The following is a 24,208-nucleotide window of genomic DNA, read 5'->3' as shown; positions in this document are numbered from 1 at the left end:
CGAAAGGCCGGTATTGTAGCACCTTGGCATAAATCCCTATGGCAGCGGGCCATGCGTTCTGCAACATGGCGCACGGGAAATCCCCGCGCACCATGCGGCGAAGCATCGCACCCTTTTTCCGCCAGCCCGCTGCTCCCTGCTCACCACGTCTCGCGCATCACCATCAGCCGCAGTTCGGTCATATCCTCGATCGCGTAGCGCACGCCCTCGCGCCCGAGGCCCGAGTCCTTCACGCCGCCGTACGGCATGTTATCGACGCGAAATGACGGAATGTCGTTGATCACCACACCGCCCACGTCGAGCCCGTCCCACGCGCGGTGCGCGTTGGCGAGCGAATCCGTGAACACGCCCGCCTGCAGGCCGAAATCGCTGTCGTTGACGATGTCGAGCGCTTTGCCGAAATCGTCGAAACGCTCGAGGATCGCAACCGGCCCGAACGCCTCCTTGCGGTAGAGGTCGGTGTCGCGGCGCACGTCTTCGAGCAGCGTGGCCTCGAACATCGCGCCGTCCACCTTGCCGCCCGCGACGATCTTCGCCCCCGCGAGCACCGCGCTCTCCATCCAGCCCGCCAGACGCTTCGACTCGGACTCCGAGATCATCGGCCCGACGAAGGTCGTTGCATCCTTCGGGTCGCCCATCTTGAGCGTCTTCACCTTGGCGATGAGCTTCTCGCGCAGCGTGTCGTAAATCGACGCGTGCACGAGAATGCGCTGCACGCCGATGCAGCTCTGCCCCGACTGGTAGTACGCGCCGAACGCCAGGCGGTCGACGACGTAGTCGAGCTTGCCGCCCTGATCGCCGTCGACGATGGCCGCCGCATTGCCGCCCAGTTCCAGCACCACCTTCTTCTTGCCGGCCTTCTTCTTGAGGTCCCAGCCCACCGCGGGCGAGCCCGTGAACGAGAGCAGCTTGAAGCGCTCGTCGGTGGTGAAGAGGTCGGCGCCGTCGCGGTGCGCCGGCAGGATCGAGAACGCACCCTTGGGCAGGTCGGTTTCCGCCAGCACCTCGCCGATGATGAGCGCCCCCACCGGCGTGCGGCTCGCGGGTTTGAGCACGAACGGCACGCCCGCAGCGAGCGCCGGCGCGACCTTGTGCGCCGCCAGATTGAGCGGGAAGTTGAACGGCGAGATGAACGAGCACGGCCCGATCGGCACCCGCTTCACGTAGCCGTGATAGCCCTTCGCACGCGCCGAAATCTCGAGATTCACGATCTCGCCGTCGATGCGCACGCTCTCTTCGGCGGCCACGCGGAACGTGTCGATCAGGCGCGTGGCCTCGCCGCGCGAATCGTTGATCGGCTTGCCCGCCTCGATGCACAGCGCCATCGCCAGCTCGTCGAAGCGCTCGCGAAACCGCGCCACGCAATGATCGATCACGGCCTGGCGCTTGTACGGCGGGAACGCGCGCATGGCGGGCATGGCGGCTTCGGCCGCCGCGATGGCCTGGTCGATCGCCTTCGCGTCGGCGAGCGCGACGCGCGTGGCGACTTCGCCGCTGTATTTGTCGGTGACTTCGAGGTCGGTGTTGGCGGCGACGGCCTCGTTGGCCAGATAGTACGGATAAGTCGGTTTGAGCATGACGGGTTCTCCGTAAGTGCGGCGTCAAAGCTGCGCGCTCAGGCGCTTGATGTCGCGATTGAGCACGCGCTCGTTGTCCGAGTAATCGATGGGCACGTCGATCACATGCACGCCAGGTTGGACCAGGCACTGCTCGACGAGCGGCTTGAGTTCGTCCGCCGACCCCACGCGATGGCCATGCGCGCCGTAGCTCTGCGCATAGTCGACGAAATCGGGGTTCTGCAGCGTCATCCCGTAGTCGGGGAAATTCATGTTCTCCTGCTTCCAGCGGATCATGCCGAACGCGTCGTCGCGCAACAGCAGCACGACGAGATCGAGCTTCAGGCGCACCGCCGTCTCCAGTTCCTGCGAATTCATCATGAAGCCGCCGTCGCCGCACACCGCCACGACCTTGCGCTGCGGATGCACGATCTTCGTGGCGATGGCCGAGGGCAGCCCCGCGCCCATCGAGGCGAGCGCGTTGTCGAGCAGGATCGAATTGGGCTCGCGTGCGCGGTAGTAGCGCGCGAACCAGATCTTGTACATGCCGTTGTCGAGGCACAGGATGCCGTCCTCGGGCATCGCGCCGTACACGTCGTGCACGAGCCGCACCGGGTACAGGGGAAAGCGCTCGTCGTGCTGGCCTTTGGCGAGATGCGCCTCGAAGTGGCGCTTGATCTCCTCGAAGCGCGCGAAGTCCCACGCGTGCTCGCGCGGTTTCAGGCTTTCCTTGAGCTGCCACACGGCGTTGGCGATGTCGCCCACCACCTCGATCTGCGGGAAATACACGGGGTCGACTTCCGCGCCGAGAAAATTCACATGGATGACGGTTCTCTCTTCCGCGCTGCGCATGAAGAACGGGGGCTTTTCGATCACGTCGTGGCCGACGTTGATGATGCAGTCGGCGTGCTCGATCGCCCGGTGCACGAAGTCGCCGTCCGACAACGTGGCGTTGCCGAGCCAGAGCGGATGCGATTCGTCGATCACGCCCTTGCCCATCTGCGTGGTGAAGAACGGGATGCCGGTCTCGTCGACGAATTCGCGCAGCACGTTGCGCGTGGTCTTGCGATTGCCGCCCGCGCCGATCATGAGAAGCGGATGGCGCGCCTTGCAGATCGCCCCGACCGCGTGCGCGACGGCCTTTTCCTCGGCCACGGGCCGGCGGCTGAAGCTCTTGGGAATGGGCTTGCCGTCGCCCTCTTCGTCGGCCACGTCTTCGGGCAGCTCGAGATGCACGGCGCCGGGCCGCTCCTGCTCGGCCTGGCGAAACGCCTCGCGCACGAGCGCCGGAATGTTGCCGATGGAAACGATCTGACGCGCGTACTTGGTGAGCGGCTCCATCATGCGCACCACGTCGACGATCTGGAAATGGCCCTGCTTGCTCGACTTGATGGGCTTCTGGCCCGTGACCATCAGCATGGGCATGCCGCCCAGCTGCGCGTAGGCCGCGGCGGTCACGAAGTTGGTGGCGCCGGGCCCGAGCGTGGCCAGACACACGCCGGTGCGGCCCGTCAGCCGTCCGTAAGTGGCAGCCATGAAGCCCGCGGCCTGCTCGTGGCGCGTGACGATCAGACGAATCTTCGAGCGCCGCAGCGATTCGAGCAGATCGAGGTTCTCTTCCCCTGGAATACCGAACACATAATCGACGCCTTCTGCTTCGAGCGCCTTCACGAACAGATCCGATGCTTTCATCGACCACCTCGCTGGCAAGAGCGAGGCCGGCGGCGCGGGCGGCAGCCGGCCTTCGCGAACAGGCCGTCAGGTTACTCCCGCGAGGCGGAATGCGTCGTGAAGCGTGCGTTCGGCGTCAGCGCATGATCGTCGCGCAGCCCGAGAGCACCGGCTTCGGACTCGCGTCGGACGTGACGTCGTAGAGATCGGCGCCGGGACCCTTGGTCCACCACGTGTAGCGGTCGGCGACGTACTTCACGCCCGAGGCCGCGATCACGCCGACGAACAGGAGCTTGCGGCCTGCCACGGGCACGAGCGCGAAGCTCTGGCCGTTGGCCGCGTTCAGATAGGTGACCTTGAAGGTCTTGCTGTTGGCGCAGGTGTAGCTGAACGTATGGCGCGACTGCACCTGGATGTCACGCACTTCGAGCGGGGCTGCCGCATTTGCCGCGCTCGCCGCGCCCACGTGCAGCGCGGCGGCGAGACCGCACGCCGCCGCCAGCCGGATTGCACCGCTTCGAGCATCGATCATCGTGTTCTCCGTAGGTTGCATTGGCGTCGCGTCGGCCCCGCGCCGCACGCTCACTGTGCGGCGTCGCCCGCGCCCGGCACCGGACGCACCGCCGCGGCCGCTTCGCGAGCGCGCGAGCGGGCCTCGTCGGTGTCGGCGCCGGTGGCGAGCGCGACGCCCATGCGGCGCTTCACGAAGCTCTCGGGCTTGCCGAACAGGCGCAGATCCGCGCCCGGCACGGCCAGCGCCTGAGCGACGCCCTCGAACGCGATGCCGCGCGCGTCCATACCGCCGTAGATCACGGCCGAGGCGCCCGGACCGCGCGCCGTCGTATCGACGGGCAGGCCGAGAATCGCGCGCGCATGCAGTTCGAACTCGGAGAAGCGCTGCGACGCGAGCGTGACGAGCCCCGTGTCGTGCGGGCGCGGGCTCACTTCCGAGAACCACACCTCGTCGCCGCGCACGAACAGCTCGACGCCGAAGAGACCGCGCCCGCCCAGCGCCTCGGTCACCTTGTGCGAGATCTCGCGCGAGCGTTCGAGCGCCTTCGCGCTCATCGGCTGCGGCTGCCACGATTCGACGTAGTCGCCGTCCACCTGGAGATGGCCGATCGGATCGCAGAAATACGTTTGCACCTGGCCGCTGGCCGGGTCGATGGCGCGCACGGTGAGCTGGGTGATTTCATAGTCGAAGTTGATGAAGCCCTCGACGATCACGCGACCGCGGTTCACGCGGCCGCCCGCCAGCGCATATTCCCAGGCGCGCTCGACGTCGGCGTCGCTGCGCACGACCGACTGCCCCTTGCCCGACGACGACATCACCGGCTTCACCACGCACGGATAGCCGACCTTGGCGACGCCCGCCTTCAACTCGTCGAGCGAATCGGCGAACGCATAGGGCGAGGTGGCGAGGCCGAGTTCCTCGGCGGCGAGGCGGCGGATGCCCTCGCGGTTCATCGTGAGTTGCGCGGCGCGCGCGGTGGGGATCACCTCGGCGACACCCTCGGCCTCGACGGCGGCGAGCGCGTCGGTGGCGATCGCTTCGATTTCGGGCACGACGAGATGCGGGCGTTCGGCGTCGATGAGCGCGCGCAGCGCCTTGGGATCGGCCATGTCGATCACGTGCGCGCGATGCGCGACCTGATGGCCGGGCGCATTTTCGTAACGATCGACGGCGATCACCTCGACGCCGAGACGTTGCAGCGCGATGATCACTTCCTTGCCAAGCTCGCCCGCGCCGAGCAGCATGACACGGGTGGCGGAAGCGGAAAGCGGCGTGCCGATGCGGGGGCGGGTTTGCATGATGTCTCCAGAATGGCGGTATGGCGCAAATGCGTAAGAGCGCCGATGTTAACACGCGACCCCGCCGCGGCGAGGCGCGTTGGCGCGTCGGCGGCCGCCCGCTTCCAGCACGGCGCGCGCACGTTTGCGCTCGCATGCTGCAGCGCGGTGCGTTACGCTTACGCCTTCGTCGATTACGAGGAACGATGCGATGCCTATTAGCCAGACGCCGAGCGAGAGCCCGCGCATGAATATGCGCCCGCGCCTGCGCCCTGCCCGAGGCGAATTCGCGCGAAAGCTGGCCTCGCGCACGGCGATGCTCGCTGCGGCCCTGCTGGTGTGCGCGTGCAAGCTGCCTGTGCACACGGACGCCTCCGCGCCGCTGCCCGATCCGTTCAACCCCGCCACGACGCAACTGCTCGACAACACGCACTGGCAGCTCGTGGAATGGAAGCGCGCCGACGGCACGATGCGCGCCCTGCCGGGGCGCAACGCCGATGCCGGCAACGCCGAAAACCCCGACGCCCGGCCCATTACGCTCGACCTCTCGACCGAGAGCGGCCAGCGCCGCGCAAGCGGCTTTTCGGGCTGCAACCGCTATTTCGGCGCGTACAGGCTCAAGAACGGCCTGCTCTCGTTCAGCCAGCTCGGCGGCACGCGCATGGCGTGCATCGGCGCAGGCGGCGATATCGAGGGCGCGTATCTGGAAGCGCTCTCGCATATCGCGCGCTCGGGCGTGCAGATGCGCCATCCGCAATCGCTCTTTCTCGTGCTCGAAAACGGCGACCGCCTGACGTTCGCCGAGCAGGGCGCCGAGCCAGGCACGGGCCCGGCCGCGACGCCCGGCGCCGCCTCCGACGCCAAACCGGCGCAGTGAACGCTGCGCGCATGAGCCGCCGCGCCCTTACCCGGCGCGGCGCTTTTTTTGTTGCGCGCGAACCAAAGCGGCGCGCGCAGGGTCTCTGGCGTGTCGGCCGCGCAACGCCCGCCGTACCGCGCGCAACACCACCCTCATGTGGATGGCGGCGCGCAGGGGCCGAGCGGTTACACTCCACACGTCGCACACCTTCTCTACGTACATCTTTGGCATGCACACGGTAGTTCCTGGCTGGTTCGGCGTTTCGGCCGTCTGGTTCATCCCTCTGATCTGGCGTCTCGTCAAGTCCGTGCTGCCGGGCGGCGCGGGCCTGCGCGGCCCGGGCACGATCCGGCTCTGGCTCGGCTTCGTCGGCGTGCTCGTGGCGAGCTGCGCACTCGAGGCAACGCTCATCGACATCGCCGGTTTCAACGCGCTCGGCCACGCGCTTGCGGGCGGGCTCGGCAAGCTCATCGGCCACGTGGCCGCGCCGCTCGCGATGACGGCGCTCCTCCTCGTGAGCTTGCCGTGGCTGCTCGACTTCCATTGGCGCGAATTCCTCGCGTGGGCCGACATCTCGCTCGGGCTCGGCCTGAACATCCGCGCCGCGCGCGACACCGAAGACAGCCCGCGCCGCGAACGCCGCAGCCGCCGCGCGGCGGCCGAAGAGGGACTGCCCGCGCATAGCGCCGCCACCTTCAATCCGCCGATGCCCGGCGACGGCGCGCGACGCAAACGGCCGACGATCTGGCGCCCGCCGGCGCGCGATGTGCGCGATGTGCGCGATGTGCGCGATGTGCGCGATGTGCGCGATGTGCGCGACGTGCGCGAGGGTCGCGACAACCCGCGCGCAGCCGGCGCGATGGCCACGGGATTCGGCGCGGCGTCGGCCGCCTCCACCGCTCAGGACGCGTTTGCGGATGCGGGTTCGTGGCGTGCCGAACCGGGCTTCCGTGGTCCCGCCGATCCCTCCGCGGCGTGGGCGCGCACCGAACCGACCGCGGCCGCCGACTGGCTGCGCGGCACGCGTGCGCCGGGGCCAACGCCGCCTGCGGGTGCGTCGCGAGCCCCGATGGAGCCGCCGCGCGCGCCGTTGCAGACAGGCGCGCCGCTTGGCGACGCGCGCCGCCAGCCGGCGCGCGGTGCGAGCGCAGTGCAGGACGTGGCGGGAGTGCATGGGGCGCAGGGCGTCCCTGCGCAGCCCAATGCCCCGTGGCGGGCGGAGACGGCTCACACGCGACCGGCCATGGCCGCCGCGATGACCGGCGCGGGCGCGCGCACAGCTTCGGCGGCGGCGGTGCACGCTGCGCCGCTCGCGGCCGGTGCCGCAGCAGCCGCGGCCGCCGCGCGTAGTGCCGCGTTCGGCACGACGCCGGCGCCGCTCGATCCGCTGACTTCGCCGTTCGCGCAACCCGTCATGCCGCGCCGCGCAGCGCCGCCGCCCGCGGCGGGCAGCACGGCCGCGCGCGCCGCGGCCGCCGCGCCGCCGCGCGTCGCGAAGCCGCCTAAGCCGTACGTCTGGCAGGGGCAGCCCGCGCGCGTGAACCCTCCCCCGCCCATGAGTGCGCCGCGCACGGCGCCGTTCGGTTCGCATCCAGCCGAAGCGCCGCCCGCGACGCCGGCCTACTCGCGCCCCGCCCCCACCAGCGCGCCGCAGGCGGAGGCGCCGCTCTCGACGAGCGTGCTCGAAACGTTGCGCTCGATCGAAGAAAACGCTGCGCGCTGGACCACGCTCGCCGGCGCGAGCCTCGCACGCCGCACCCTGGACGAAGCGGGTGCGCTCACGGGCGAGGAACAGACGCACGCGCAATTCCCGAGCGCATCGCCGGACATCGCGACGGCGGCGCTGCCGGTGATGCCGTCGGCCGGGTTGCTGGACGCGACGTCCGCTCCGGTCACGCAGCCGGACGGCGATTACGTTTCGCCAAACGCGGGTGTGCAGTCGTTCGTGGAAACGCAGGCCTCGGCGCAACCGGGCGACACGACGCCGGGCGCGACGTCCGCTGCCTCCTACCCTGCCGTGGCTCAGAACCCGGCATCGTTCGAGCCGAATCCGGTCAGCGCCGGCTACACGGCTGCGCCGACTGCCTGGCAACCGATGGCTGCGCACGTGGACGAAGCCGCGCAAGGCGCTTCGAGCGAGGCAACGCATGTCGAGCCGGTGCAAGCTGCAGCGGAGGAAGCCGCAACGCCCTCGGCGTGGCCAATGCTCGATCACGGCATGCCGTGGATCCTGCTCGACGACGAACCGTCCACCGCCCCCGCCGAGACGCACGCCGCCGAACCGTTCTTCACGTTCAGCCCGTCGACGGTGCAGGAGCAGGTGCCTGCGCCTGCCCCTGCCCCTGCGCCTGCGCCTGCGCCTGCGCCTGCGCCTGCGCCTGCGCCTGCGCCTGCGCCTGCGCCTGCGCCTGCGCCTGCGCCTGCGCCTGCAGCAGTTTCTCCCGTTGTGGCACCGGCGCCAGTGCCAGTACCAGTGCCCGCAGCGACGCAAACGCCGGTCGCCGCAAGCGCGCGAGCCGAGCAACCCGCTCCGGCCGAATCGGACGATGCGCACGAAGCACACGATCAGCTCGACACAGCGGCCGCGTCGAACATCGTGCACTTCCCCCGCTTCGCACGCGACGCGCAACCCGACACCGCCGCGACGCCTGCGCAGCACGCAGCGCCGGTTAGCGAGCAACCGCTCGAAGCAGGCACCGGCGCCGACGTAGCGGTCGAACCGGTGTCGACGGCGACCCGCGACGAATCGGCGTACGGCACGTACGGCAGCACGTTCGAAACCTCTGCGCACGCGACGCCTGCCCATGTCGCACCCGAGGTTGCACATGCGGTTCCCGAGACGCCGTTCGACGCAACGCCTTCGCAAGTGGCGGAGCAGAAGGCGAGCGAGTCTTTCGCGCCCGTCGCGCGCGGCGAATCCGCCAGCGTCGGCGAGCAACCCGCGTCGATGGATGAAGCGCAAGGCGTTGCGAACGAAGCCGCTGAGGCCTTGCCGGCACCTGGCGCGCCGCCAACCCAGACAACGGCTTTTGACGCAACGCCCCTGCCCGCAGCGCAAGCGCCCGCACCCACAGCAACGCCGCCATGGGTTGCCGAATCGCAGCCGGAAAGCCGTCCTGCCGTTGCCGAGCCCACGCTCACGCCGACTCCCGCGCAGCCCGCGGCGACGCCGGTTGCCACGCCGATCGCGGCGCCCTACCCCGCCATCGCGACCGATCCCGGCGCCGCGAGCCCCGACTTCGAGTCCGCATCCGAAGCACCCGAAGCCATCGAAGCACCCGAGCTGGTCGAAGCCCCCGAGCCCGCAATCCAGCGCGCTCCCGTGCGCGGCCACGCGCCCACGTCCTTCGTATTCGAGCCGCTCAGCGCATCGGCGGTCGAACTGCCTGGGCTCGATCTGCTCGAGCGTGCATCGTCCGAGATCGAGCCCGTCTCCGAGCAGAAGCTCGCCGAGACGAGCCAGCTCATCGAGCAGCGTCTCCAGGAGTTCAAGGTCCCCGTGACGGTGGTCGGCGCCTCGGCGGGCCCGGTCATCACGCGCTTCGAAGTGGAACCCGCGCTCGGCGTGCGCGGCAGCCAGATCGTCGGCCTCATGAAGGATCTCTCGCGCGGCCTCGGGCTCACGTCGATCCGCGTGGTCGAGACGATCCCCGGCAAGACCTGCATGGGCCTTGAACTGCCGAACGCGCGCCGCCAGATGATCCGCCTTTCAGAGATCCTCGAATCGGCGCCCTACCATCGCTCGCAGTCGAAGCTCACGATCGCGATGGGCAAGGACATCGTCGGCCATCCGATCGTCACCGATCTCGCCAAGGCGCCGCACATGCTCGTGGCGGGCACGACCGGTTCGGGCAAGTCGGTCGCGATCAACGCGATGATCCTCTCGCTGCTCTACAAGGCGACGCCCGAGGACGTGCGGCTCATCATGATCGACCCGAAGATGCTCGAACTGTCCGTCTACGAAGGCATTCCGCATCTGCTCGCGCCGGTCGTGACCGACATGAAGCTCGCCGCCAACGCGCTCAACTGGTGTGTGGGCGAGATGGAGAAGCGCTACCGGCTGATGTCGGCGGTGGGCGTGCGCAATCTCGCGGGCTTCAACCAGAAGATCCGCGACGCCGAAGCGCACGAAAAGAAGATCGGCAACCCGTTCTCGCTCACGCCGGAAGCCCCCGAGCCGCTCTCGCCGCTGCCGATGATCGTGGTCGTGATCGACGAACTCGCCGACCTCATGATGGTTGCGGGCAAGAAGATCGAAGAATTGATCGCGCGTCTCGCACAGAAGGCGCGCGCCGCCGGCATCCACCTGATTCTCGCGACCCAGCGTCCTTCGGTGGACGTCATCACCGGTCTCATCAAGGCGAATATTCCGACGCGCGTGGCGTTCCAGGTGTCGTCGAAGATCGACTCGCGCACGATTCTCGACCAGATGGGCGCCGAGTCGCTGCTCGGCCAGGGCGACATGCTGTTCCTGCCGCCGGGCACGGGCTACCCGCAGCGCGTGCACGGCGCGTTCGTCGCCGACGAGGAAGTGCACGCCGTGGTGGAGTATCTGAAGCAGTTCGGCGAGCCCGAGTACGTCGAAGGCATTCTCGACGGCCCGGCTGCCGAAGGCGCGCCGCAGGACCTGTTCGGCGACTCGCCCGACGCCGAAGCCGACCCGCTCTACGACGAGGCCGTCGCGTTCGTCGTGCGCACGCGGCGCGCGTCGATCTCGTCGGTGCAGCGGCAACTGCGCATCGGCTACAACCGCGCCGCGCGTCTGGTCGAACAGATGGAAACGGCGGGACTCGTTTCGCCGATGGGCATCAACGGCAGCCGCGAAGTGCTCGTGCCCGGCGGCGGCCAGGGCGAGTAAGGAAGAAGGCGCGCCGCGCGCCTTCTTTCGTCATCTCGAGCCGTTACTGCGCGACGAACTTGAAATCGACCGGTGAGCCGATCTCGATGCGCTTCGGGTTCGGCGCGAGCAACCCAGTCTGCTGATCGCGGCGGAACACGTAGGCGGTATCGCTGTTCTGGTTGCCGACGATCAGCCACTGCCCGGTCGGATCGATCGCGAACTCGCGCGGCGACTTGCCGAGGCTCGACTGGCGCCCCACGCGCCTAAGCTTGCCGCTCTCGCCATCGACGGCAAAGATCGAAATGTCGTTGGCGTCGCCGCGATTGGACACGTAGAGGAACTTGCCGTCCGGCGACAGATGGAGCGCTGCCGCGCCCTGGGTTCCCTTGAAGCCCGGCTCCGCGAGCTTCTCCACTTGTTCCAGCTTCATGTGGCCATCGTGATACGCAAACACCGTCACGGTGGCGGCCAGTTCGCTCGTGAGATACGCGTGACGCCCGTCATTGCCGAAGATCAGGTGACGCGGACCGCTGCCTGACTTCACATCGGTATAACGCCACTCGGTGGGGCTCACGAGGCCGCGGCTGCCGTCCGGCGTGTAGAGATACGTCCACAGCTTGTCGGTGCCGAGATCCTGGGTGAAGAGATAGTGCCCATCCGGCGAAAACACCGTCGAGTGCACATGCGCATTGTCCTGACGTCCCTTCACGGGGCCGCCGCCCTCGTGGTGCACGGTGAGCACGGACTCGCCCAGCTTGCCGTCCTGCTGCACGGGCAGCACTGCGAAGCTGCCGCCCGGGTCGGCCGCAACCGAGTAGTTCGCCACGAACAGATAGCGCCCGTCCGGCGAGAGGCTCAGGTAGCACGGATCGTTGCCCTGCGCCGATACCTTGTTGAGGAACGCGAGCTGACCGCTTGCGGCATCGAAGCCGAACGCGCTCACGTCGCCGCGCAGGCTCGCGGGACCGTTGTCGCCGGGCAGCTCGTTGACCGCGTAGACGAAGCGGTTGTCCTTGCTCACCACGAGAAACGACGGGTTCACCGTCTTCGCCACGCTGACCGGCTGCATGTCGCCCGTCTGCGTATCGAAGTGATAGACGTAGAGGCCCTCGCTCTTGCCGCCCGTATAGGTGCCGACGATCAGGTTGTAGACACCGCCCGCGGGCGCGGGCGCGGGCGCGGTCGTGGAAGCGGATTGCGCGAACGCATGCGTCGCGGCGACGGAAGCCATGATGACAACACCTTTGACGAGCTGGGTGAGGAGATGCGCGGATCGGCGCTCAGTCCGGCGCGACCGGGAAAGGCTACCTGAATCGGCGGATGAGCGGGAGGGCGTGGGCACGGCGTTTGCGGCGGCACGGCGAAGGAACATGTCGACCTCCTTTTTCTTGTCGATCCAGGGGAGCGAGTCGGCCCTCGTCGCCATGCCGACCGTATTCGTCCCGCTTTCGTCTGATAACTGGGACACCGGCCCAGTATAGGAGAGGTCGCGAGCGCCCGCCCCGCAAGCGCGCAGCGACGAGTCCAGACCTAAGTCGAAGCAACAACAAGCAACCAGGGCATCAACGCAAAGGTTCGAAACCCGCCGCCACCAGGGAGCCGTCATGAACATTCACGTCGCCATCGGGCCGCTCGTCGCGCTCATCGCAGGCATTCTGATTCTCGCCGTGCCGCGTCTGCTCAACTACATCGTCGCGCTGTATCTGATCATCATCGGGGTCATCGGGCTGTTCGGCGTGGGCGGGCATCTGTGACCCGCTCAGGTCGCGCCCGACGGCGTTTGTTGACGCAGGCGAGATGAGTATTTGCGGGTGCTGCTGCGCAAAACGCATTGCGCAGGCGGCCCCGCTGCCACTACTCTTGTGCGTGCATGCCGCGCCGCTGCGGCAAGCGGCTTTCGTTTTCGAGCAACGCTGTCAATCTGCTTACTATGCCCGCACCCATTGAAGACTACGCACTGATCGGCGACGGCCACACGGCCGCGCTCGTTTCCCGCGCCGGATCCATCGACTGGCTCTGCTGGCCGCGCTTCGACTCCGGCGCCTGCTTCGCCGCCCTCCTCGGCACGGAGGAAAACGGCCGCTGGCTCATCGCGCCCGCGCAGCCCGAAGAGGGCGCGAAAGTCGAGATCAAGACCACGCGCCGCTATCGCGGCGACACGCTGATCCTCGAAACCGACTTCGAAACGCCCGAAGGCGCGGTGACGCTCATCGACTTCATGCCGCCCGGCAACGGCTGGTCCGAACTCGTGCGCATCGTGGTGGGCCGGCGCGGCACCGTGCGCATGGAAAGCCAGCTCGTGCTGCGCTTCGACTACGGCTTTTCGGTGCCGTGGGTGAGCCGCCTCACCTACGAGAGCGGCATCAAGGCCACGGTGGGCCCGGACACGGTCGTGCTGCGCACGCCCGTGGACCTCCAGGGCGAGAACATGCACACGGTGGCGCAGTTCGACGTGAAGGAAGGCGAGCGCGTGCCGTTCTCGCTTTCGTATGCGGCCTCGCACCTGCGGCTGCCGCCGCCGCGCGACCCGTTCACGGCGCTCGCGCGCACGGAGAACTTCTGGACCGAATGGGCCTCGCGCAGCACCGTGGAAGGCCGCTGGGCCGAACCCATCCGCCGCTCGCTCATCACGCTCAAGGCGCTGGCCTACGAGCCCACCGGCGGCATCGTTGCGGCGCCCACCACGTCGCTGCCCGAGCAGCTGGGCGGCACGCGCAACTGGGACTACCGCTACTGCTGGCTGCGCGACGCGACCATCACGCTGCTCGCGATGATGCGCGGCGGCTACTACGACGAAGCCCGCGCCTGGCGCGCGTGGCTGGGCCGTGTGATGGCGGGCTCGCCCTCGCAGCTGCAGATCATGTACGGGCTCGCCGGCGAGCGCCGTCTGCCCGAATTCGAACTCGACTGGCTGCCCGGCTACGAAGGCGCGAAACCGGTGCGCGTGGGCAACAACGCGGTCGGCCAGCTGCAGCTCGACGTGTACGGCGAAGTGATGAACGCGCTGCACCTCGCGCGCGTGGGCGGCCTGCAGGCCGACGACACCGCATGGTCGATCCAGCGCGCGATGCTCGAGCACCTGGAGACGATCTGGACCAGGCCCGACGAGGGCATCTGGGAAACGCGCGGCGGCCGCCAGCATTTCACCTTCTCGAAGGTGATGGCGTGGGTCGCCTTCGACCGCGCCATCAAGTCGGCGGAAAAATTCGAGCTGCCCGGGCCGCTCGATCACTGGCGCGAACTGCGCTCGACGATCCACGCGACCATTTGCGAGCGCAGCTTCAACAAGGATCTGAATTCCTTCACGCAGATCTACGGCGGCACCGATCTCGACGCGAGCCTGCTGCTCATGCCGCTGCTCGGCTTCCTGCCCGCGGCGGATCCGCGCATCGCCGGCACGGTCGCGGCGATCGAGCGCGATCTCATGTGTGAAGGTTTTGTGATGCGCTATCGCACCACCGAATTCAACGATGGACTGCCGCCGGGCGAAGGCACCTTCCTTGCGTGCAGCTTCTGGATGGTCGACAACCTGGCCCTGCAAGGCCGCATGGACGATGCACGCCGCATGTACGAGCGCCTGCTTTCGCTCGCCAACGACGTGGGATTGCTCGCCGAGGAATATGACCCCATTGCGGGGCGCCTGGTCGGCAACTTCCCGCAGGCGTTCTCGCATGTGGCGCTCGTGCATACGGGCCTGAACCTCATGCGGCACGAACAGGAAATGGCGAAGGAGACGGGACATCCCGCGGTCGGCGGCGCGTCGGCCGAGCCAGCTGTTGTATCCGCATCGTGAATGTTCGAAAGCGCCTGGACGTTTTCGCGGGCTGGGGTACACTAGGGATGCTGCGTTGCACAACAGCCGGGTGGACAGTACCGCCCGCGCCGCCTGGCAACGGGGCGAAACGCGTGTACCGCCTTGCAGCGCGCTTGCAGCCACAAGCCGCGAGACGCCTGCGGGTGTGCCCGCGCTAAAGCCCTCCGGGCGGCGGCCGATAAACAACCTGACTGACTGACCGACCAACCTTGCCGGCCCGCATCTGCTCCGCGCCTCATCCGCGCGCGACCCGGGTGCGAACCGCTCCTTGAAGATGCCGGAGCGCCCATGCTCTATCAAATCCGTGAATTCCAGCGCGCGTTGCTCAGCCCGCTGACCGCCTGGGCCCAGGCCGCCTCGAAATCGTTCTCGAATCCGACGAGCCCGTTTTCACTCGTGCCGGGCGCCACGCGCTTCGCCGCAGGCTACGAACTGCTGTATCGCCTTGGCAAGGACTACGAGAAGCCCGAGTTCAACCTTCGCCAGATCGTGAAGGATGGCTTCAATATTCCGATCGTCGAGCAGACCATCATCGAGAAGCCGTTTTGCCGCCTGCTGCGCTTCAAGCGCTACGCCGACGACACCGGCGCCGTCGCCGCGCTCAAGGACGAGCCGGCCGTGCTCGTGTGCGCGCCGCTCTCCGGCCACCACGCCACGCTTCTGCGCGATACCGTGCGCACGCTGCTGCAGGACCACAAGGTGTACATCACCGACTGGGTCGACGCGCGCATGGTGCCGCTCGAAGCCGGTCCGTTCCATCTCGACGACTACGTGGCGTATATCCAGGAATTCATCCGCCATATCGGCGCGAAGAATCTGCACGTGCTGTCGGTTTGCCAGCCTACGGTGCCCGTGCTCGCGGCCATCTCGCTGATGGCGAGCCGCGGCGAGGACACCCCGCTCACGATGACGATGATGGGCGGCCCGATCGACGCGCGCCGCAGCCCCACCGCCGTCAACTCGCTCGCCACCGAACATTCGCTCGACTGGTTTGCGAACAACGTGATCCACACCGTGCCGGCGAACTATCCGGGCGAAGGACGCGAGGTGTATCCGGGCTTCCTGCAGCACGCGGGTTTCGTCGCGATGAATCCGGGCCGCCACACCACGGCGCACTGGGACTTCTACAAGAGCCTGCTGCGCGGCGACGAAGAGGACGCCGAAGCACATCGCCAGTTCTACGACGAATACAACGCCGTGCTCGACATGGCCGCCGAGTATTACCTCGAGACCATCCGCACCGTGTTCCAGGATTTCAGCCTCGCTGAAGGCACGTGGGACGTGGCCGGCGAACGCGTGCGTCCGCAGGACATTCGCGACACGGCGCTCTTCACGATCGAAGGCGAGCTCGACGACATTTCGGGCGCAGGCCAGACGCGCGCCGCGCACGATCTGTGCACGAGTATTCCCGAGGCGAACAAGCATCATCTGACTGCCGAGAAATGCGGCCACTACGGCATCTTCTCGGGCCGCCGCTGGCGCACGATCATCTATCCGCAACTGCGCGATTTCATCCGCCAGCATCAGCAGGCCGCCGGCCACACGAGCAAGGAAGCGTCTGCCCGCGGCCGCTCGGCACAGGGCGCTGTCGCCTGACCAAGGCTTGCGCTTCACTCGAGCGCACGCAGACCGCACCAGCAGCACAATCCGCGCGCCGTCCCAGGACGGCGCGCGGCGTTTGTGGAGCGTGAAACGGCCTCGCGAATTTGCCGCGTGCGACTCGTGCGCTATTTGCGCATGAGATACGCGAGCAGCATCTCCGTGTTGAGCTGAATGACTTCCGCGCGTTCGGCAGTCGTGCTGAAGTCGCGACCGAGCGTAGCGTTGAGCGTGTAGCGGTTCGAGACGATGTAGTAGCCCATGCCCGACAGCGTCACATAGAGGCGCAACGGATCGATGCTCGGGCGGAACAGTCCCGCAGATTCACCGCGCGTGAGAATCGAACCGAGCGTCGCCACGATCGGCGAAATCATCTCGCGAATTCGTGTGGACTTCTGCATATATCGCGCCTCGTGCAGATTCTCGTTGTTCACGAGCCGCAGCAGTTCGGGATTGTCGCGATAGTAGTCCCACACGAAATGCGCAAGCCGCGTGATCGCCTCGACGGGCGCGAGCCCCGAGAGATCGAGCGCGCGTTCGGCTTCATTGAGCGCGCCGAATGCGTGCTCGAGAACCGCCGTGAAAAGTTGCTCCTTGCTGCCGAAGTAGTAATAGAGCATGCGCTCATTGGTTTCCGCGCGTCGCGCGATCTGGTCGACGCGTGCGCCGAACAGGCCGCCATTGGCGAATTCTTCCGCCGCGGCAAGCAGAATGCGGCGGCGTGTGCCTTCAGGATCTCTTTTGATTTTTGGCTGATTCATGGTGGCAGGATCTCGTTAAGCCGCGTTGTCCGGTTTACGTTGTCGGGCAATACTGCGCCGGGCCTCTCCTCGCCCTGGTATCGACAACGTTGTGCGGGGCGCGCCAGGTTAATGGACAGACACCCTCCGACCTACGGTCTTGCGTTCCTTCTTGTTTGTTTGATGTCGTTGCGAGCCGACATCGTTCTTCCCCCTGTCTGCCTCCTGCGAAGCACGTTGCCTGCCGTGCCCGACATGTACCGCTTACGTCTATTGATTTCCCCTGGACTGCACGGTGCTTCGCATTAAGCGCTTTGATTATGGCACATGGCCCGCCGATGGCAATGCGGGAAATCGGCGATAATGCAGGCTTTGGCGCTGTGCATGTGCGCGCCTTGAGACCCGGTGCGAAACCCTGCGCCGCAAGGTCACGCCACCGCCCGCCCCGCCCCGATGTAGCGAACGTGAACGATCCCAAAACACTCGCAGATCGCATCGAAGATCTGCTGCCCCAGACCCAATGCACGAAGTGCGGCTATGACGGCTGCCGGCCCTACGCCGAAGCCGTCGCCGCCGGCACCGCCAACTACAACCAGTGCCCGCCAGGCGGCCTGGAAGGCGTCGAGCGTCTCGCGACGCTGCTCGGCAAACCCGTCATCCCGATCAATCCGGACAACGGCGTGGAGCGCGCACGTCCGGTGGCGTTCATCGACGAACAACTGTGCATCGGCTGCACGCTGTGCATGCAGGCGTGCCCCGTCGACGCGATCGTGGGCGCGCCCAAGCAGATGCACACCATCGTCAAGGATCAGTGCACGGGTTGCGACCTGTGCGTCGCGCCCTGCCCGGTCGACTGCATCGCAATGATTCCCGTTACGGGCGAGGCGACCGGCTGGGACGCATGGACACAGCAGCAGGCCGACGAAGCCCGCGTGCGGCATGACCGGCGCGCCGCGCGCCAGACCGCCGAACGCAATGCGGCCGAGGCGCGCGCCGCCGCACGCCGCGCCGCCACGAGCGCGCCGCAGGCCCACGCACCGCAAGCGCCGCAAGACGCCGCCACGCCACCCGCAAGCGCCCCCGCCGACGACGCCGAAGCGAAGAAGAAAGCGATCATCCAGGCCGCGCTCGAACGGGCGCGCCGCAAGAAGGCGGAACTGGCCGAACAGGGTGTGGGACCGCGCAACGTCGAACACGTGAGCGCCGATGTGCAGGCGCAGATCGACGAGGCCGAGGCGCGCCGCAAGCGCATCGGCATCGAGTCGAATACATCGGACTCGACGCCCGACGACGACAAATCCGCGCGATAGCGCTCCGCAACGCAACGGCCCCACGCACAACGAGCATGAACGCCACCAAGCGCCGCGCCATCTACGAAACGCTGCAAAGCCTCAATCCGCATCCCACTACCGAGCTGGAATTCAACACGCCGTTCGAACTCCTGATCGCCGTGATGCTCTCGGCGCAGGCCACTGACGTTTCGGTGAACAAGGCCATGCGCCGGATGTTTCCGGTCGCCAACACGCCGGAAACGGTGCTCGCGCTGGGCGAGGAAGGGGTGGCCGATTACATCAAGACGATCGGCCTTTATCGCACCAAGGCCAAGAACGTGATTGCGACGTGCCGCATTCTCATCGAGCAATACGGCGGCGAGGTTCCGCCGACGCGCGAGGCGCTCGAAGCCCTGCCCGGGGTTGGACGCAAGACCGCGAACGTGGTGCTCAACACGGCCTTCGGCCAACCGACCCTCGCCGTCGACACGCATATCTTTCGGGTTGCGAACCGAACGGGACTCGCGCCCGGCAAGGACGTGCGCGCCGTCGAACTCGCGCTCGAAAAATTCACGCCGGCCGAGTTCCGCCAGGACGCGCATCACTGGCTCATCCTGCACGGCCGCTATGTGTGCAAGGCGCGCCGGCCCGAATGCTGGCATTGCGTGATCGAGCCGCTGTGCGAGTTCAAGCCGAAGACGCCGCCGCCTGAGCTCTGAGCGAGCACGAGCGCCCCGGCGTAAAATGATCGATCCAGGCGTCGCAGCGCGACGCCGCACGATTTGGCGCCTCACCCCTACGACCGACTCACGATGTTCAATCCCAGCCGCGACGAAGTCCGCCGCTTTTTCACCGAGACCTGGCGCAAGCAGCGCGCGGGCGAAATCCTCACGCCGCTCGAGGCGATCGCCGCCGACTGGATCGTCGAGCACCCCGAATATCACGCCGAACTCACCGACGCCGATGCGGCCGCCGCGCAGGACTACTCGCCCGAGCGCGGCCAGAGCAATCCGTTCCTGCATCTGTCGATGCATCTGGCGATCAGCGAGCAGCTTTCGATCGACCAGCCGCCCGGCATCCGCGCCGCGCACGACCGGCTCGCGGCACGTCTCGGCTCCACGCACGACGCGCAGCACGCGATCATGGAATGCCTCGGCGAAACGATCTGGGAAGCGCAACGCACGAACACGCCGCCCGACACCGACGCCTATCTCATGCGCATCGAGCGCCGCGCTTCCCGCGATTGAAGCGCGACCGCGGCATATCTGAAGGCAATCAGGCCGCAAAAAAACACCCCGCGAACGCCTCGCCAAAAACGAGGCCCACGCGGGGTGTTTCGCATGATGCGGCACGCATGGCGCGCGCCGCGCCCACGCTTACTTCTTGTTGACGAGGTCGCCGCCGAGCGACTCGATGTACGCGGCGAGATCCTTCATATCGCTCTGCGAAAGGCTCTGCACCTGCGCCTGCATGATCGGATTGTTGCGGCCGAGGTGCGGATTGCTCGTGCCCATCTGGTACTGGCGCAGCGCCCAGTAGATGTAGTCGGCGTGCTGGCCGGCGAGCTTCGGATATTCGGGGCTCACGGGCTTGTTCAGGCCCGGGCCGTGACAGGCCGCGCAGTTGTGGCTGTCGGCGAGGACCTTGCCGTTGGCGGCGTCGGCCGCGTGTGCGGGATTGAGCGCGAGCGCGGCGGCCAGTGCGAGCCCGGCGCCCGCGAGCTTGATGGTTGCACCGGCAAACGAAGGCATAGCCGTGTAGGGCTTGTTCATGGGTTCTCCACCTGCCGGTTATTTATTCGGATTGTCTTTCGACGCGGCCGTTTGCGACGCATAGTAGGCCGCGATGTCGGCGATGTCCTGTTCGGTGAGCGAGGACGCGATCGCGTGCATCGTCTCGAAATGCCGGTCGCCCTTCTTGTAGGCGAGCAACGCGTTCATGATGTACTGCGCGTTCTGGCCGCCCAGAATGGGCACGTGGTAGACCTCGGGGTAAGCGGTGCGGTAGTCGGGAATACCATGACAGCCGATACACATCGCCACCTTGTCCTGACCCGCCTTCGCGTTGCCCACGATGTCCGCGTGAGCCGTGACCGCGAAGCACGCCAGCATGGTGATTGCGCCCGTGATGACGTGCTTGCCGACAATTTTTTTCATAGCATCCAACCTGGCTTGAGGGGATTCGAACGCCCGAACCGCAGGCCACGGCCTGCGCCGCATTACTGCTGTTTTACTTTTGGGGTCGCCGTGCAGGCCGAAAAAAATCGGTCCGAGTATACCGCGACGCCGCGCCGCCCGTCCACCGGCCGCGCCACGCCTGGCGGGCCTCGGAGCGCCTGGCGAGGCCCCGCGACGGGCCCGCGGCGGCCACCCAGCGCCCTGGCGCGCCGCCTCGCCCGCAGACAACCCGGAGGAACCCTGGCACGCGCAACGGACTCGCCGCGCGCCGTCGCGAGACGGCTGGCAGCCCTCGCGACCGTGCCCCAAAGAGCGGACCCAACGATACGCGGTGGCGCGCCGACGCAACACCCCATCTGACTTATACTGGGATTTTTTTCCCAGCGAGCGGATTCACCATGCGCGCCACGCGTTTCGAAGGCTCATCGCAGTACGTCGCCACCGACGACCTCAAGCTCGCGGTCAATGCCGCGATCACGCTGAAACGCCCCCTGCTCATCAAGGGCGAGCCCGGCACGGGCAAGACCATGCTGGCCGAAGAAGTGGCCGCGGCGCTGGGTATGCCGCTCATGCAGTGGCACATCAAGTCCACCACGAAGGCGCAGCAAGGGCTCTACGAGTACGACGCGGTCTCGCGCCTGCGCGACTCGCAGCTCGGTGACGAACGCGTGAAGGACATCGCCAACTACATCGTCAAAGGCGTGCTGTGGCAGGCGTTCGAGTCGGACGAGCAAAGCGTGCTGCTGATCGACGAAATCGACAAGGCCGACATCGAGTTCCCGAACGACCTGCTGCGCGAACTCGACCGCATGGAGTTCTATGTCTACGAAACGCGCCAGCTCATCAAGGCGAAACAGCGGCCGCTCGTCATCATCACGTCGAACAACGAGAAGGAGCTGCCCGACGCTTTCCTGCGCCGCTGCTTCTTCCACTACATCAGCTTTCCCGATCCGGCGACGATGCAACAGATCGTCGAGGTGCACTATCCGGGCATCCGCAAGGAACTGCTCAACGCGGCCATGGAAAGCTTCTTCGAACTGCGCAACGTCGCGGGCCTGAAGAAGAAGCCGTCGACGTCGGAGCTGCTCGACTGGCTCAAACTCCTGCTCGCCGAAGAGATCCCGCCCTCGGCGCTGCGCGCGGCCGACGGCTCGAAGTCCATGCCGCCGCTCGCCGGCGCGCTGCTCAAGAACGAACAGGACATGACGCTGTTCGAGCGCCTCATCTACATGAACCGCCACAACCGTTGACAGGAAAACCGCGCGCGAAAGCCGGAGACACCGCATGCTGATCGACTTCTTCTACACGCTGCGCGACGCGAAGCTGCCGGTTTCCGTGAAGGAGTACCTCACGCTCGTCGAAGCGCTCAAGGCGCGCGTGATCGCGCCCTCGCTCGACGACTTCTACTACCTCGCGCGCATGACGCTCGTGAAGGACGAGCAGTACTTCGACCGCTTCGATCAGGCGTTCGGCGCGTATTTTCGCGGCATGGAGAAGAAGTCGGAACTGGCCTTCGAGATCCCCGAAGACTGGCTCAAGAAGCGGCTGGAGCGCGACTTCACGCCCGAACAGCGCGCGCAGATCGAGGCGATGGGCGGCCTCGACAAGCTCATGGAGCGCCTCAAAGAGCTGTTCGAAGAACAGAAGGAACGCCACGAGGGCGGCAGCAAGTGGATCGGCACGGGCGGCACGTCGCCCTTCGGCCACGGCGGCTATAACCCCGAAGGCATCCGCATCGGCGGCGAAGGCGGCCAGCGCAGCGCCGTGAAAGTGTGGGACGCGCGTGCGTACCGCGACTACGACGACCAGGTCGAAATCGGCACGCGCAACATCAAGGTCGCGTTGCGCCGCCTGCGCCGCTTCGCGCGCGAAGGCGCGGCGGAAGAACTCGACCTCGGCGACACGATCCGCAGCACCGCCGCGAACGCGGGCTGGCTCGACCTCAAGATGGTGCCGGAGCGCCACAACAACGTGAAAGTGCTGATGCTGCTCGACGTGGGCGGCTCGATGGACGATCACATCAAGCGCACCGAGGAGCTGTTCTCGGCCGCCAAGGCCGAGTTCAAGCATCTCGAGTTCTACTACTTCCACAACTGCGTGTACGACCACCTGTGGAAGAACAACCGCCGCCGCCACGCCGAGCGCACGCCGACGTGGGACCTGCTGCACAAGTTCACACCCGACTACAAGCTCATTTTCGTGGGCGACGCCACCATGAGCCCGTATGAGGTGCTGCAGCCGGGCGGCTCGGTCGAGTACAACAACCCCGAAGCGGGCGCCGTGTGGCTGCGCCGCCTCGCCGACCAGTTCCCGCATTTCGCCTGGCTCAACCCCGAGCCCGAGCGACTATGGGAGTACCGCCAGTCGGTGTCGATCATCCGCGAGATTCTCGGCCACCGCATGTACCCGCTCACCGTCGCCGGGCTCGAAACGGCCATGCGCGTACTGAGCAAATAGGCGCCCGCACTCCCGCCCTTTTCCGCTTTCTCGAGGCGGCGCGTGCCTGAGGTGTCTTCAGGCCGCGCCGCCCGATGCCGTCATACCTACGCAAAATCTGGAGACCACCCGCATGACCGCCCCCTCTTCCCCCGACCTGCCAGCGACGTTCAGGCCGGGACCGCTGCGGCCCTTCGCCGACACCTCGGTCGCCACGATCGTGGCCGGCTTCGTCGCGATGATGACCGGCTACACCAGCTCGCTCGTGCTGATGTTCCAGGCCGGCCAGGCCGCGCACCTGTCCGACGCGCAGATCTCCTCGTGGATCTGGGCGCTGTCGATCGGCATGGCCCTGACCACCATCGGCCTGTCGCTGTGGTTTCGCGCGCCCATCGTGATCGCGTGGTCCACGCCGGGCGCGGCGCTGCTCATCAGCTCGCTGCCGCACGTGCCGTATGCCGAGGCGATCGGCGCCTATCTCGTCTGCGCCGTGCTGCTCACGGCCGTGGGCCTCACCGGCTGGTTCGACACGCTCATGAAGCGCGTTCCCGCCGGCATCGCGGCGGCGCTGCTCGCGGGCATCCTGTTCGAGATCGGCATCGAGATCTTCCACGCCGCCCAGGTGCAGACGCCGCTCGTGCTCACGATGTTCTTCGGCTATCTGATCGTGAAGCGCTTCGTGCCGCGCTATGCGATCGTCGCGACGCTCGTGATCGGCATCGCCGCCGCGGCCATGCTCGGGCTGCTCGACTTCAGCCACTTCCGCGTGGCGGTGGCCAGACCCGTGTTCACGATGCCGGCGTTCTCGCTCACCGCGGTGGTGAGCATCGGCATTCCGCTCTTCGTCGTGGCGATGGCCTCGCAGAACGTGCCCGGCATCGCCGTGCTGCGCGCCGACGGCTACGACCACACGGCGGCGCCCTCCTCGCCGCTGATCGCCACCACGGGCATCGCCTCGCTCGTGCTCGCGCCGTTCGGCTCGCACGGCGTGAACCTCGCGGCGATCACGGCGGCGATCTGCACCGGCCCGCACGCCCACGAAGACCGCACGAAGCGCTACATGGCGGCCGTGTGGTGCGGCATCTTCTACCTGATCGCCGGCACCTTCGGCGCGACCATCGCGGCACTGTTCGCGGCGTTTCCGCAGGCGCTCGTGGTGTCGATCGCGGCGCTCGCGCTGTTCGGCTCGATCATGAGCGGCCTCACCAACGCGATGCAGAACCCCAAAGAGCGCGAAGCCGCGCTCATCACCTTCATGGTGACGGCCTCCGGGCTCACGCTGCTTTCCATCGGCGCGGCGTTCTGGGGCCTCGTGGCGGGCGTCATCACGCAGTTCGTGCTCAACGCGCGGCGCGCCTGACCCGTGTGAGCCGCCGCCGCATGCGCCCGCCAGCCCCGCTGGCACGGTGTGTGCGGCGCGTTTGCCATGCCCCATGCCCGCGCGAAACGCAACG

General features: G+C 67.1%; 19 protein-coding genes and 1 pseudogene. 12 read left to right on the top strand and 8 right to left on the bottom strand.

Going from position 1 to position 24,208, the window contains the following annotated elements:
* Positions 1-140 precede the first annotated feature (140 nt).
* The 4 genes from AB4Y35_RS12250 to purT form a co-directional block, all read right to left on the bottom strand.
* A complete protein-coding gene (locus AB4Y35_RS12250; RefSeq protein WP_368704568.1) occupies positions 141-1,577 on the bottom strand; it encodes an aldehyde dehydrogenase family protein in 1,437 nt (478 codons plus the stop codon).
* A gap of 24 nt (positions 1,578-1,601) precedes the next feature.
* Positions 1,602-3,248, bottom strand: coding sequence for an acetolactate synthase large subunit (locus AB4Y35_RS12245; RefSeq protein ID WP_368704567.1), 1,647 nt, complete (start codon positions 3,246-3,248; stop codon positions 1,602-1,604).
* A gap of 115 nt (positions 3,249-3,363) precedes the next feature.
* On the bottom strand, positions 3,364-3,759 hold the full coding sequence (locus AB4Y35_RS12240) for an MliC family protein (protein WP_368690879.1): 396 nt from the start codon (positions 3,757-3,759) through the stop codon (positions 3,364-3,366).
* Between the two features lie 50 nt (positions 3,760-3,809).
* Positions 3,810-5,039 carry a formate-dependent phosphoribosylglycinamide formyltransferase gene (gene purT / locus AB4Y35_RS12235; protein ID WP_368704566.1) on the bottom strand — a complete coding sequence of 410 codons (1,230 nt, stop codon included), beginning with the start codon at positions 5,037-5,039 and terminating at the stop codon, positions 3,810-3,812.
* A gap of 45 nt (positions 5,040-5,084) precedes the next feature.
* Here purT and AB4Y35_RS12230 point away from each other — a divergent pair, with 45 nt between their 5' ends.
* The 3 genes from AB4Y35_RS12230 (at position 5,085) to AB4Y35_RS12220 (ending at position 10,735) form a co-directional block, all read left to right on the top strand.
* Entirely contained in the window at positions 5,085-5,240 is a 156-nt protein-coding gene (locus AB4Y35_RS12230) for a hypothetical protein (protein WP_368704565.1), read from the top strand.
* 94 nt (positions 5,241-5,334) lie between these two features.
* Positions 5,335-5,895: an META domain-containing protein gene (locus tag AB4Y35_RS12225; protein WP_342921085.1), complete on the top strand. Its 561-nt coding sequence runs from the start codon at positions 5,335-5,337 to the stop codon at positions 5,893-5,895.
* Between the two features lie 211 nt (positions 5,896-6,106).
* Positions 6,107-10,735: a DNA translocase FtsK gene (locus AB4Y35_RS12220; protein ID WP_368704564.1), complete on the top strand. Its 4,629-nt coding sequence runs from the start codon at positions 6,107-6,109 to the stop codon at positions 10,733-10,735.
* Positions 10,736-10,778: 43 nt separating this feature from the next.
* Here the strand turns inward: AB4Y35_RS12220 and AB4Y35_RS12215 are convergent, their stop codons facing one another.
* A complete protein-coding gene (locus AB4Y35_RS12215) occupies positions 10,779-12,089 on the bottom strand; it encodes a lactonase family protein (RefSeq protein WP_368704563.1) in 1,311 nt (436 codons plus the stop codon).
* A gap of 232 nt (positions 12,090-12,321) precedes the next feature.
* On the opposite strand from AB4Y35_RS12215, the gene AB4Y35_RS12210 reads away from it, so the two are divergent.
* From AB4Y35_RS12210 to AB4Y35_RS12200, 3 genes and pseudogenes are all read left to right on the top strand, one after another.
* On the top strand, positions 12,322-12,471 hold the full coding sequence (locus AB4Y35_RS12210; RefSeq protein ID WP_081771773.1) for a DUF3096 domain-containing protein: 150 nt from the start codon (positions 12,322-12,324) through the stop codon (positions 12,469-12,471).
* 176 nt (positions 12,472-12,647) lie between these two features.
* Positions 12,648-14,510, top strand: coding sequence for a glycoside hydrolase family 15 protein (locus tag AB4Y35_RS12205; protein WP_368704562.1), 1,863 nt, complete (start codon positions 12,648-12,650; stop codon positions 14,508-14,510).
* 309 nt (positions 14,511-14,819) lie between these two features.
* A pseudogene (locus AB4Y35_RS12200) lies at positions 14,820-16,055 on the top strand (polyhydroxyalkanoate depolymerase); the annotation flags it as partial.
* Between the two features lie 203 nt (positions 16,056-16,258).
* Here AB4Y35_RS12200 and AB4Y35_RS12195 read toward each other — a convergent pair.
* The gene (locus AB4Y35_RS12195; RefSeq protein ID WP_069265354.1) at positions 16,259-16,891 is read right to left on the bottom strand and encodes a TetR family transcriptional regulator; all 633 of its coding nucleotides are present in this window, start codon (positions 16,889-16,891) and stop codon (positions 16,259-16,261) included.
* Between the two features lie 443 nt (positions 16,892-17,334).
* Between AB4Y35_RS12195 and rsxB the strand changes: the two genes are divergently transcribed.
* The 3 genes from rsxB to AB4Y35_RS12180 all read left to right on the top strand — a co-directional run bounded on the left by rsxB (position 17,335) and on the right by AB4Y35_RS12180 (position 19,388).
* On the top strand, positions 17,335-18,180 hold the full coding sequence (gene rsxB, locus AB4Y35_RS12190) for an electron transport complex subunit RsxB (protein ID WP_368704561.1): 846 nt from the start codon (positions 17,335-17,337) through the stop codon (positions 18,178-18,180).
* Positions 18,181-18,215: 35 nt separating this feature from the next.
* Complete coding sequence (gene nth, locus AB4Y35_RS12185) at positions 18,216-18,860, top strand: endonuclease III (protein WP_368704560.1); 645 nt, start codon at positions 18,216-18,218, stop codon at positions 18,858-18,860.
* A gap of 93 nt (positions 18,861-18,953) precedes the next feature.
* A complete protein-coding gene (locus AB4Y35_RS12180; protein ID WP_324141311.1) occupies positions 18,954-19,388 on the top strand; it encodes a DUF1841 family protein in 435 nt (144 codons plus the stop codon).
* A gap of 129 nt (positions 19,389-19,517) precedes the next feature.
* Here AB4Y35_RS12180 and AB4Y35_RS12175 read toward each other — a convergent pair whose 3' ends face one another.
* Positions 19,518-19,892, bottom strand: a complete 375-nt coding sequence (locus tag AB4Y35_RS12175; protein ID WP_368704661.1) for a cytochrome c — start codon at positions 19,890-19,892, stop codon at positions 19,518-19,520.
* A 39-nt stretch (positions 19,893-19,931) separates the two neighbouring features.
* The gene (locus tag AB4Y35_RS12170; protein ID WP_069265359.1) at positions 19,932-20,297 is read right to left on the bottom strand and encodes a c-type cytochrome; all 366 of its coding nucleotides are present in this window, start codon (positions 20,295-20,297) and stop codon (positions 19,932-19,934) included.
* A gap of 419 nt (positions 20,298-20,716) precedes the next feature.
* Between AB4Y35_RS12170 and AB4Y35_RS12165 the strand changes: the two genes are divergently transcribed.
* The 3 genes from AB4Y35_RS12165 to AB4Y35_RS12155 all read left to right on the top strand — a co-directional run bounded on the left by AB4Y35_RS12165 (position 20,717) and on the right by AB4Y35_RS12155 (position 24,114).
* Positions 20,717-21,568, top strand: a complete 852-nt coding sequence (locus AB4Y35_RS12165) for an AAA family ATPase (RefSeq protein ID WP_368704559.1) — start codon at positions 20,717-20,719, stop codon at positions 21,566-21,568.
* 34 nt (positions 21,569-21,602) lie between these two features.
* Entirely contained in the window at positions 21,603-22,775 is a 1,173-nt protein-coding gene (locus AB4Y35_RS12160; RefSeq protein WP_368695967.1) for a VWA domain-containing protein, read from the top strand.
* A 112-nt stretch (positions 22,776-22,887) separates the two neighbouring features.
* Positions 22,888-24,114 (top strand): benzoate/H(+) symporter BenE family transporter, encoded by a 1,227-nt coding sequence (locus AB4Y35_RS12155; protein ID WP_368704558.1) that lies wholly within the window; start codon positions 22,888-22,890, stop codon positions 24,112-24,114.
* The last annotated feature ends 94 nt before the right edge of the window (positions 24,115-24,208 follow it).

Source organism: Paraburkholderia sp. EG286A (assembly GCF_040965375.1).
Taxonomy (GTDB): Bacteria; Pseudomonadota; Gammaproteobacteria; order Burkholderiales; family Burkholderiaceae; genus Paraburkholderia.
Note: the sequence above shows the minus strand (reverse complement) of the source record. Positions and strands in the feature narration are given on the sequence as shown.